We start from the raw sequence: 10,397 nt of genomic DNA on the forward strand, positions 1-10,397 counted from the left end.
CGTCTTCGTCGGCAGCCCCGTCGACGGCCCACCGCGCTGGATGTCCACCACCAGCAGCGGCAACTCCTGCGACACCGCCAGGCCGATGGTCTCCGACTTCAGCGCCACCCCCGGGCCGGAGGTCGTGGTCACGGCGAGGGACCCGCCGAAGGCCGCACCCAGTGCCGCGCCGATCCCGGCGATCTCGTCCTCCGCCTGGAACGTCCGCACACCGAAGTTCTTGTGCTTCGACAGCTCGTGCAGGATGTCCGAGGCCGGAGTGATCGGATACGAGCCCAGGAACAGCGGCAGCTCCGCCTGCCGGGAGGCCGCGACCAGGCCGTAGGCCAGGGCGAGGTTCCCGGAGATGTTGCGGTAGGTGCCGACCGGGAACGCCTTCGCCGCCGGGGCCACCTCGTAGGAGACCGCGAAGTCCTCCGTCGTCTCCCCGAAGTTCCAGCCCGCCCGGAACGCCGCGACGTTCGCCGCCGCGATCTGAGGCTTCTTCGCGAACTTCGACCTCAGGAACCTCTCCGTGCCCTCCGTCGGACGGTGGTACATCCACGACAGCAGACCCAGCGCGAACATGTTCTTGCTGCGCTCGGCCTCCTTACGGGACAGGCCGAAGTCCTTCAATGCCTCGATGGTGAGCGTGGTGAGCGGCACCGGGTGAAGGTTGTAGCCGTCGAGGGAGCCGTCCTCCAGCGGGTTGGTGTCGTAGCCGACCTTCTGCAGGGCCCGCTTGCTGAACTCGTCGGTGTTGACGATGATCTCGGCGCCGCGCGGCAGGTCGGAGATGTTCGCCTTCAGCGCGGCCGGGTTCATCGCGACCAGCACGTTCGGCGCGTCACCAGGGGTCAGGATGTCGTGGTCGGCGAAATGCAGCTGGAAGGAGGACACGCCCGGCAGGGTCCCTGCGGGAGCACGGATCTCGGCGGGGAAGTTCGGCAGCGTCGACAGGTCGTTGCCGAAGGACGCCGTCTCCGACGTGAACCGGTCACCCGTGAGCTGCATACCGTCACCCGAGTCGCCCGCGAACCGGATGATCACCCGGTCCAGACGGCGGGTCTCCTTGACGGGCGGCGTCGTCGCTGCGGGTGCGGGCGGCGCGGTGGTTTCCACAGACATACGTGTATCGGCTCCTGTCAGTCCGACGGCGGACGGCCCCTTTGCTGTGCGGTCCAGGGCAGGTCGTACACCTGGCCAGAGGCTAATCAGGCGCGTTAGAGGCCCGCTTGTGTCGTCGTGGGCGGGCCGCCGTCGGGCGGGGTGGGCTTGTATACGGCCGTCTGTGATGTTCCTCTTGACGTTCCTCAGAAACAGGCAGTGAGTGGGTGGGATTTATGTTCGGACGACTTGCGACCTCTGTGGCCGGCGCCGGTGCCGTCGCCTCGGCGGGAGTGCTGGCCCATCGGTCCCTGATCCGGGGGCGGAACGCGCGGTTGTTACGCCTCGACGGCGGCCGGAGCATCGACGAGCAGTACTACACGCAGATCGGCGGCATCGAGCAGTGGCTGTCGGTGCGGGGCGCCGACCGGTCCAACCCGGTGCTGGTGGAGATACACGGCGGGCCGGGCGCGGTCACCTCGGTGTTCACCGTGCGGACCCGGGCCTGGGAGGACCACTTCACGGTGGTGCGCTGGGACATGCGGGGCGCCGGGAAGACCCTGCGGCGCGGCGGGGAGGAGGGGCAGGGCGACCTCACCTACGACCGGCTGTACGCCGACGCGCTGGAGGTCGTCGACCATGTGCGCGCCCGGCTCGGGGTCGAACGGGTCGTGCTGGTGGGGCACTCGCTGGGCACCGGTTTCGGGGTGCGGCTGGTCCGCGAGCATCCGGAGCGCTTCTCCGCGTACGTGGGGATCGACCAGAACGTGTACGACGGGGACCGCGACGAGTCGCCGTACAAGGACCTGCTGGTGCGGCTGCGTGCGGCGGGTAAGGAGAAGGAGGCCGCCGCCGCGGAGGCGATGGGGCCCGACCACCGCTCCTGGACGGCGGAGCAGCACGCCCTGTACCACCGTTACGTGATGGCCTCCAACCCGGAGAGCCTCGCCGCGCTGAAGTCGGTGGTGCTGCCGTCGCTGTGGTTCTCGCCGCTGCACTCGCTGCCCGACCTGCCCGCCTTCTTCCAGGGCATGAAGCTGTCGGCGCAGATCTTCCCGGACACGGCCGACTTCGACGACTGGGCGGATGGTACGCGCTTCGAGGTGCCGTTCTTCGTCTTCCAGGGCGCGCACGACCTGGTCACCCCGCCCGGCCGGGCCCGGCGTTTCCTCGACGACGTCGAGGCGCCCGCCAAACACTTCGAACTGGTCGAGGACGCGGCCCACTTCGCCGCGTACAGCCATCCCGACCGGTTCCTCGCGCTTCTTCTCGGCCGGGTCCGCCCGCACCTGACGGCGGGACGAGCGGCGGGCTAGGGCCCGCCCTAGGCGGCCTGTCGCAGCCAGCCCTCGCGGATCAGTTCGCGGGACCAGGCGTCCACCACCGTACGGACCTTGTCCCGGTCGGTGTCCCACAGGTCCGTCAGGGTGTCGACGGCGAGGTCGACGAAGCCGTCGTTGTGGCGCAGGGCGAACCACATCGTCGCGGCGAGGGGCGTGCAGCGGAATCCTTCCGCGCGGCCCTTCGCGCGCAGGGCGATCTGTCCACTCGCCAGGGCGGTGCTGGTCACTCCCTCACCCGGTACGACTCGCATGGCTGCTCCTCCTCGACGGTCCTTCGAGCGATGTTCCGGTCGGGTGTGGTTCCCGGCCGGTGCATCGAGCATCTCCCGACGGGGGAGGGGGCGGCCATGGGCCTGGGCGCCGGGCGGGGGTGGTGCCGGCACCACCATGCGGGAGGGGGCACAGGTCGCGTCGCAGGGGGTCTCACCCCCGTCGGACCGCCTGCGCGACCGGCTCCGGCAGGCCCAGCAGACGCAGGACGGCCGGGGCGGTGGCGCCGGGCAGGGACACCGCTTCGGCGGCCTGCCGGTAGTACAGCCGGGCCGTGTCCCCCTCGCCGCGGGCCTCGGCGACGCGGGCCAGCCCGGTGAGGGTGCGCACCCGGGTGCCGAGGCTGCGGACCCAGCGGGCGTCCAGCCGCTCCAGCGCCTCCCGGTACAGGCGCTCCGCGCCGTCCGGGTCGCCGTCCGACAGGGCGAGGTCGCCGAGCCCGCGCAGCGTCGCCGCCAGGGAGGCGGGGCTGCCGGTGCGGCGGGCCAGGTCGGCGGCCCGGGTGTAGTCGGCGTGGGCCAGGGCCGGATCGGTGCCGGCCAGGTGGTCGCCCCGGGCGGCCAGGAGGTCGGCGGTGTCCGCGTGGGCTCCGAGTCGTTCGGTGAGGGTGAGAGCCTCGTCGGTGAGGGCGACCGCGTGCGTACGGTCGCCGCGGGCACCGGCCAGAGCGGCCAGCGTGTCCAGGACCAGGGCCGTGCCCCAGTGGTCGCCGAGGGTGCGGAAGATGTCGGCGGCGGTGCGCAGGGCTTCCTCGGCGCGGCCGGGGTCGTCCGCGCCGAGTGCGCCGTACGCGGTGACGTAGTGGGCGACGGCCCGCAGCCACGGGTCCGCGTCGTCGCGCCGGGCCGCCAGGAGGGCGTGGGCCCGGTGCGGGTCGCCGTCGACGGCGTTGCGCAGCGTCCACAGCAGCAGTGCGGCGGGATGCCGGCCCCGCGTGTGCGTTGTGCCGGGTGTGTCCGGCCATACGGTGCCCAGGGCGGCCTCGGCGCGAGCCCGGTACCGGTGCCAGAGGATGCCGCCGTCGGGGCCGGACGCGGCGAGCAGGACGCAGATCGCGAACTCCTCCTCGTGGCCGGCGGGCGGTTCGCCGTCGAGGATCTCCAGGAGGCGGGCCGCGTCGTGGGCGGCGTCCGCGGGGGCGGAGCGGATCCACAGGGCGTGCGCGGCGGCGGCGAGCAGGGCGAGGGCGGTCTCGGGTGCGGGGGCCTCGACCGCCCAGCGGACGGCGCCGAGCAGGTCGTCGTGCTCGGCGGTGAGCTGGGCCAGCCAGGCGAGCTGGCCGGCGCCGCGCAGGTGCGGGTCGGCGGTGCGGGCCAGGTCGAGCAGGTGGGCGGCGTGGGCGCGGCGGACCGTATCGGTCTCGCCGGCCGCGTCGAGCTGTTCGGCGGCGTAGGCGCGGACGGTCTCCAGCATGCGGTAGCGGCCGTCGGCGGGGTCCAGGAGGGATTTGTCGGCCAGTGCCTCCAGGGTGTCCGGGTCGGTGCCGCACACCCGCAGTGCGGTGGCCGCGGTGGCGCCGGAGGCGAACACGGCGAACCGCCGGGCGGCGCGGCGTTCGGTCTCGGGCAGCAGCTCCCAGCTCCAGGCGACCACCGAGCGCAGGGTGCGGTGCCGTCCGTCGCCGGTGCGTCCGCCGCGCGCGGCCATGCCGAGCCGGTCGTCCAGCCGGCGGGCGAGGTCGTCGAGGTCGAGGGTGCGCAGCCGGGCAGCGGCGAGTTCGACGGCCAGCGGCAGGTTGTCGAGGGCGGCGCAGACGCGTCGTACGGTGTCCTGGTCGGCGGTGAGGGCGGGGCGGACGGCGGTGGCGCGGTCGGTGAAGAGGCGGACGGCCGAGGCGGGGTCCAGGGGCCGTACGGGGTGCAGGTGTTCGCCGATGATGCCGAGCGGCTCCCGGCTGGTGGCCAGGACGCGCAGCTCGGGACAGGCGGCGAGCAGCCGTGCGGTGAGCGTGGCGGTGGCGTCCAGCAGGTGTTCGCAGTTGTCCAGGACCAGCAGCACAGTGCGGTCGGACAGTGCGGTGACCACCCGGTCGAGGGGTGCCGGGCCGTCCGGGCCGAGGCGCAGGCCGGTGCCGGACAGGCCGAGCGCGCCGAGCAGGGCCCCGGGGACGGCGGTGTCGTCGCGCAGGGCCGCCAGCGGGACGAAGCACACCTCTCCGCAGGCGGCGGCCGCCGCGACGGCCAGCCGGGTCTTGCCGACGCCGCCCGGCCCGGTCAGCGTGACCAGCCGGGCCCGGTCGAGCAGCGTTGCGAGTGCGGCGACCTCCGTGTCACGGCCGACGAGCGCGGTCAGCTGGGCCGGTGGGCGGGCGGGGCGCGGGGCCGGGTCGGCGCTCAGCAACTCCTGGTGGAGTGCGGTGAGGTGGGGGGAGGGGTCGGCGCCGAGTTCCTCCGCGAGGTGGCGCCGGGTCGCCTCGTACACGGCCAGGGCGGCGGCCTGGCCGCCCTCGGCGGACAGGGCCCGCATCAGCAGCCCGGCCGCCCGTTCGCGCAGCGGGTGGTCCTCGGTCAGCTGCCGTAACTCCGGTATCGCCGCCCGGTGTTCGCCGAGCAGCAGCTCGGCGTCGAGGCGGTCCTCGAGTGCGGCGAGCCGCAGTTCCTCCAGGCGTACGACGGCGGCTCGCGCCGAGTCGGAGTCGGCGAGGTCGGCCAGTGCGGGGCCCCGCCACAGCCCGAGCGCCTCGCGCAGCAGCTCCGCCGCCCGGCCCGGGTCGCCCGCGGCCAGTGCCGTGCGGCCCTCCCGGGTCAGCCGCTCGAACCGGCCGGCGTCCACGGCGTCGTACGGGACGATGATCCGGTAGCCGGTCCCGGCCCGTTCGACGGGCGCGGCGGGACCGAGCGCGGAGCGCAGCCGGGACACCTGCGACTGTACGGCGTGCGCGGAGGCGGTCTTGCCGGTGCCGGTCTCCTCGGCCAGCCGCTCGGCCGGCACCACCCGGCCGGGCTCGATCAGCAGCGCCGCCAGCAGCGCCCGCCGGGCCGGCCCGCCCAGCGGGACCTCGGTTCCGTCGTCGTGGTGGGCCCGGGTCCGGCCGAGGATGGAGAACCTCATGCCCGGGATTATTCACCGGGCGGGGTGCGGCTCCCGGTCATCCCCGCATGATGGGCCCGAGGTAGGTGCCGCCGGAGACGTCGACGGTCTGGCCGGTGACGTAGCGGGCGCGGGGGCCGGCCAGGAAGGCGACGACGTCGGCCACGTCCTCGGGGTCGCCGATGCGGCCGAGTGCTGTCATGGCCTCCAGTTCGGCGACCACTTCGGGGACGGAGGTGAAGCCCGCGGTGAGGTCGGTGCGGATGGCGCCGGGGGCGACGGTGTTGACGGTGATGCCGCGGTGGCCGAGTTCGTTGGCGAGCGTCGGGGCGAGGGCTTCGAGGGCCGCCTTGGTGAGGGTGTAGCCGATCTGGATGGAGACGGCGAAACGGCTGGCCGTCGAACCCATGTTGATGACGCGGCCGCCGTCGTTCAGCAACGACAGCGCGCGCTGGGTGACGAAGAACGGGGCGCTGACATTGACCTCGAACAGCTGCCGCAGCTCCTCCGGGGTAACGTGGGCGATGGGGTGGCCGGAGCTGATGCCCGCGTTGTTGACCAGGATGTCGAGGCCGCGCCCGTCGAGGCCGGCGCCCAGCTGCCAGAACAGCCGGTCGACCGCGCCTTCCTCACCGAACCGGGCCTGTACGGCGAACGCCTGGCCGCCTTCCTTCTCGATCTGCTCCACCGTCCGCACGGCGGCCTGCTCGTCGCTGCCGTAGTGCACGGCGACGTGCGCGCCCTCGGCTGCCAGGCGCAGGGCCACGGCCCGCCCGATACCCCGCGACGCCCCGGTCACCAGTGCCGTCTTCCCGGTCAGCTCAGCCATCGTTCCGCTCCCGTCGGTGTCCGTCCGGCTCCCTCGTGGAACCGGACGGACACCACCTTGGGCAGCGGCCCTCACCGCGCGCTCACCGCGGACTCACCGGTCCCCGCCGGGCGGTGAGGGGTCTGGGTCCTGCTGGTGAGGAGTCCTGCCGGTGGCGGCGGTGTTCAGGCGGCGGGGCGGGACGGGGTGAGCAGCGTGGTGGCCCGCTGGGTGAGTTCCTTGCGGTCGACCTTGCGGTTGGAGTTCAGCGGGAACTCCGGCAGGTGCTCGAAGCGGCGGGGCAGCATGCCCTTGGGCAGCAGTTCGCGCAGGGCGCGGGCGAAGCGGCCGGCGGGGCGGCGCTCGCCGGTGTAGTAGACGACCAGTTCGGTGCCGGAGGGGGTGGTGGCGCCGACGGCGACCGCGTCCTGCACACCCTCGCAGGAGCGCAGGACGTGTTCGACCTCGGCGAGTTCCACCCGCCAGCCCTGGATCTGGACCTGGGAGTCGAGGCGTCCGAGGTAGACCAGTTCGCCGTCCGGCAGCCGGCGCACCCGGTCGCCGGTGCGGTACCAGCGGCGGCCGTCGCGCTCGACGAAGCGGCCCGCGTCGTCGGCGGGGTCGAGGTAGCCGGCCGACATCTGCGGCCCGGTGATGAGCAGTTCGCCCTCGGCGGGGGTCGCCCGGTCCGCCTCGTCGACCAGGACGTGGTCGTGCCCCGCGTGCACGGTGCCGATGGGGACGAGGCCGTTGACACAGCGGTCCGGGGAGGTCGCCGGGTCCCATCGGTGGCCGGTGATGGTGACGGTCAGTTCGGTCGGCCCGTAGATGTTCTCCAGGGTGGAGGCGGGCGCGGCCGTCTGCCAGTCGGTGGCGTCGTGCGCCCGCAGGGCCTCGCCGGCGAAGAAGCTCCAGCGCAGGCCGGTCAGCGCGCCCGGGGTGAGGCCGCCCATCCGGCGGGTCAGGGCGATGGCGCTGGGCGTGGCGAACCACACGGTGACGCCGTGCCCGGCGAGGTAGGCCGGCAGGTCGAGGTAGGCGGTCTGCGGGGTGACGTCGACGGTGGCACCGGAGCCCCAGGCGCAGAACAGGTCGAACATCGCGCAGTCGAAGTTCAGGTCGAAAGTCTGCGAGAAGACGTCGTCCGGGGTGAAGTCGTAGCGTTCGTCGAGGAGTTCGAAGTAGTGCCGGGTGCTTCCGTGACTGATGGGCACGCCCTTGGGGCGGCCGGTGGAGCCGGAGGTGAACAGCATGTAGGCGGTGTCAGTGGGCGCGGCGCCGTGGCGCGGCTCCGGCAGGGCGCGGGCCGGGTCCGGGTCGACGACCTCCAGGGCGGGCGTGTCGTCGCCGAGGCCGGCCAGCACCGCGCGGCCGCGTTCGTCGGCGACGACCGCGGTGGCACCGGACAGTTCGAGCATGTGCCGGGTGCGGGGGGCCGGGAAGTCAGGGTGCAGGGGGACGACGGTGGCGCCCGCGTACAGCGCGCCGAGGATGCCCGCGTACGCCGTCACGGTCTTGCCCGCCAGGACGCCGACGGCCTTGGCGTCACCGAGGGAGCCCGCCCAGGTGAGGGCTTGTGCGTGCAGGTCCCGGTAGGTGATCGTCTCGGCGCCGATGCGCAGGGCGGGGCGGTCGGCGGACCGGGCCAGCCCGCGCAGGAAGCGCTCGTGCAGGCCGCCGGGGTGCTGCTGGGTCATGGTTCCTCCGGGTGGGACGCGGCCGACGGGATCGGGACGCGCGGGGCGTGGTGCGGTGGGGCGTGCGTGCGGTGGGGCGTGCGTGCGGTGGGGCGTAGTGCGGTGGGGCGTAGTGCGGTGGGGCGTAGTGCGGTGGGGCGTAGTGCGCCGGTGGGGGGGGGAGACGGCCGGTGGCCGGGGGTCAGGCAGCCGCCGCCACCGTTTTCGGGCGGCGCCTCGGGCGCAGGGCCAGGCGCGGGTTGGCGCCGACCACCTTGAAGTTCTTCGTGGCGACGCCGACCCGGCCGAACAGGGCGTCCTGCCCGGCGACGTAGAGGGTGCCGACGCCCCGGTCGCGCAACGAGCCCAGGGCGGTCGGCCAGTCGACCGCGCGGACGCAGCAGTCGAGCAGCAGGTCCCTGACCTCCGTGCCGGTGGTCAGCAGGCCGCCGTCCTGGTCGGAGACGACCGCCAGGGTGGGGTCCCGGAACTCCAGGCCGTCCATCACCTCGCGGGCGGCCCGGGCCCGCAGCGCGGCGAACGCCGCGGAATGCATGGGCGGCCGCATGACGTACAGCGGGAGTCCGCCGGCCGCGCGCAGCCGCTGCTGGAGCCAGTCCAGATGAGAGGCTCGCAGGGTGAGCATGCGGAAGTCGTCGTCGAGCACGCAGGTGACGTCGTACCACTCGTCCTGCTCGGCGAGTTCGGCGAGGATCTCCTCCAGGGCCTCGCCGGAGGTGCGGGCGAAGGACTGGGTGGCGACCTCCTCCGGGTAGTCGTCGGCGAAGAACGCGTCGAGGCAGTGCGCGAACCGTTCGGTGAGGCGGATCCCGTCGGCGAAGGACAGGGCGCCGGAGCGCACGGCGGTGGCCTTGCCGCCGAAGCTCGGTCCCGTGACGAAGGCGGGCTCGACGCCGAACTCGGCCTCGGCCCACTGGGCGAGGGCCAGGCAGTTCACGAAGAAGGCGACCTGGGCGTGGACCGAGTAGTCGCCCTCCGCTTCCCGGAAACGGTCGAAGAGTGAATAGCCGAGAGTGTCGTCGGCTTCCGCGACGAGTTTCCGGGCGAAGGGGTTGACAAGCATGAACTTGCCGACTTCAGCGAAGGGGGAGGGCCCCATCCCCGGGAATACCAGGGCGCTTTTCGTCCGGTTCTCATTCTTCATGGGAGCCAGTGTGGTGTCCGGCCCGCCGGGCTCTTAACCCCTAGTTGCCCCTTAGCTTCTCGGCGCACCGGCCTCGCCCGGGCCAACCTGTCAGGCACCCCTAGCGTTGCCGTACCGGCCGTTTAGGGGGTTTTCAGGAAGCGGTGGGGAGAGGACCCTGCCTGCGTGGGACATCGCGAGGCTTTACTCCAGGGTGCCAAGCAGTGCCTGGCCGAAAAGGGCTACGCGCGCACGACGGCCCGCGACATCGTCGCGGCGTCGGGCGCGAACCTGGCCTCCATCGGCTACCACTACGGCTCCAAGGAGGCCTTGCTCAACGAGGCGCTGATCCAGGCCAACATCGAGTGGGGCCAGGCGCTGAAGGCGGCTCTGACCCATGGCGTCCGGGGCCCGGAGGCGTCCGGGGAGCGGATCGAGGCGCTGTGGACCAAGGTGACCGAACTGTTCACCGAGCACCGCATGCTGTGGGCGGCGAACTTCGAGGCGATCACCCAGGCCGGGCATTCTCCCGAAGTGCGCGCGGCGCTGGCGAAAGGGATGGCGGAGGCGCAGGCCGGACTCGGGGAATTCATTCCGGACCGCATGGGGGAAGCACCGGAAGGCGGTGCGGCTCGCGCGGTCGGTCTCTTCCACCAGGCTCTGATCACCGGGGTGATGGCACAGTGGCTGATCGACCCGGAATCCGCCCCGACCGGTCGTGACCTCTCCCTCGCGCTGCGCACGATCACCGGTGGCCCGCGCACCGATCTCGGCGTACTCGACGGAGTCACGGAAACGGAACGGAAATCCCGCCGGGCCGCGTGAATTCGGAGGGTGCACCCCCTCTCCACCCCTATTTTTGTAGGGGTGTTCCTTTTCGGTGGCCGCACGCACCATTTCCTTCCAGGACCGTGCCCACACAGCGGAGGGAGGGCCGCCATGGACGTCGAGGAGACGGTGGAGGCCGAGGACGCCGAGTACGCCGAGGAACTGCTCGTCGAAGAGGTGTCGATCGACGGCATGTGCGGCGTCTACTGACT

Annotated in this window: 9 protein-coding genes; 3 read left to right on the forward strand and 6 right to left on the reverse strand. The window is 72.9% G+C overall.

Features of this window, described 5'->3' with window-relative positions:
* Positions 1 to 1,107: 2-oxoacid:acceptor oxidoreductase family protein (locus ACH45E_RS35490; protein WP_399042225.1), on the reverse strand; the 1,107-nt coding region annotated here is incomplete at its 3' end.
* Between the two features lie 215 nt (positions 1,108 to 1,322).
* Between ACH45E_RS35490 and ACH45E_RS35495 the strand changes: the two genes are divergently transcribed.
* On the forward strand, positions 1,323 to 2,402 hold the full coding sequence (locus ACH45E_RS35495) for an alpha/beta hydrolase (protein WP_361457735.1): 1,080 nt from the start codon (positions 1,323 to 1,325) through the stop codon (positions 2,400 to 2,402).
* Between the two features lie 8 nt (positions 2,403 to 2,410).
* Here the strand turns inward: ACH45E_RS35495 and ACH45E_RS35500 are convergent, their stop codons facing one another.
* The 5 genes from ACH45E_RS35500 to ACH45E_RS35520 all read right to left on the reverse strand — a co-directional run bounded on the left by ACH45E_RS35500 (position 2,411) and on the right by ACH45E_RS35520 (position 9,378).
* Positions 2,411 to 2,680: a hypothetical protein gene (locus ACH45E_RS35500; protein WP_361457732.1), complete on the reverse strand. Its 270-nt coding sequence runs from the start codon at positions 2,678 to 2,680 to the stop codon at positions 2,411 to 2,413.
* A gap of 172 nt (positions 2,681 to 2,852) precedes the next feature.
* The gene (locus ACH45E_RS35505; RefSeq protein WP_361457729.1) at positions 2,853 to 5,750 is read right to left on the reverse strand and encodes a BTAD domain-containing putative transcriptional regulator; all 2,898 of its coding nucleotides are present in this window, start codon (positions 5,748 to 5,750) and stop codon (positions 2,853 to 2,855) included.
* A 37-nt stretch (positions 5,751 to 5,787) separates the two neighbouring features.
* Positions 5,788 to 6,558: an SDR family oxidoreductase gene (locus tag ACH45E_RS35510; protein WP_361457726.1), complete on the reverse strand. Its 771-nt coding sequence runs from the start codon at positions 6,556 to 6,558 to the stop codon at positions 5,788 to 5,790.
* 164 nt (positions 6,559 to 6,722) lie between these two features.
* Complete coding sequence (locus ACH45E_RS35515) at positions 6,723 to 8,234, reverse strand: amino acid adenylation domain-containing protein (protein WP_361457723.1); 1,512 nt, start codon at positions 8,232 to 8,234, stop codon at positions 6,723 to 6,725.
* Between the two features lie 181 nt (positions 8,235 to 8,415).
* Complete coding sequence (locus ACH45E_RS35520; protein ID WP_361457720.1) at positions 8,416 to 9,378, reverse strand: ACP S-malonyltransferase; 963 nt, start codon at positions 9,376 to 9,378, stop codon at positions 8,416 to 8,418.
* 165 nt (positions 9,379 to 9,543) lie between these two features.
* On the opposite strand from ACH45E_RS35520, the gene ACH45E_RS35525 reads away from it, so the two are divergent.
* Both ACH45E_RS35525 and mftA read left to right on the forward strand, forming a co-directional pair.
* Complete coding sequence (locus ACH45E_RS35525) at positions 9,544 to 10,182, forward strand: TetR/AcrR family transcriptional regulator (RefSeq protein ID WP_361457717.1); 639 nt, start codon at positions 9,544 to 9,546, stop codon at positions 10,180 to 10,182.
* Positions 10,183 to 10,296: 114 nt separating this feature from the next.
* Positions 10,297 to 10,395, forward strand: coding sequence for a mycofactocin precursor MftA (gene mftA, locus ACH45E_RS35530; protein ID WP_361457714.1), 99 nt, complete (start codon positions 10,297 to 10,299; stop codon positions 10,393 to 10,395).
* The last annotated feature ends 2 nt before the right edge of the window (positions 10,396 to 10,397 follow it).

Source organism: Streptomyces sp. NPDC020299, from assembly GCF_044387825.1.
Lineage (GTDB): Bacteria > Actinomycetota > Actinomycetes > Streptomycetales > Streptomycetaceae > Streptomyces.

Coding starts and splice junctions, on each gene's coding strand:
- mftA (WP_361457714.1), top strand. CDS start 10,297: ATGGACGTCGAGGAGACGGTGGAGGCCGAGGACGCCGAGTACGCCGAG.
- ACH45E_RS35495 (WP_361457735.1), top strand. CDS start 1,323: ATGTTCGGACGACTTGCGACCTCTGTGGCCGGCGCCGGTGCCGTCGCC.
- ACH45E_RS35520 (WP_361457720.1), bottom strand. CDS start 9,378: ATGAAGAATGAGAACCGGACGAAAAGCGCCCTGGTATTCCCGGGGATG.
- ACH45E_RS35505 (WP_361457729.1), bottom strand. CDS start 5,750: ATGAGGTTCTCCATCCTCGGCCGGACCCGGGCCCACCACGACGACGGA.
- ACH45E_RS35500 (WP_361457732.1), bottom strand. CDS start 2,680: ATGCGAGTCGTACCGGGTGAGGGAGTGACCAGCACCGCCCTGGCGAGT.
- ACH45E_RS35510 (WP_361457726.1), bottom strand. CDS start 6,558: ATGGCTGAGCTGACCGGGAAGACGGCACTGGTGACCGGGGCGTCGCGG.
- ACH45E_RS35515 (WP_361457723.1), bottom strand. CDS start 8,234: ATGACCCAGCAGCACCCCGGCGGCCTGCACGAGCGCTTCCTGCGCGGG.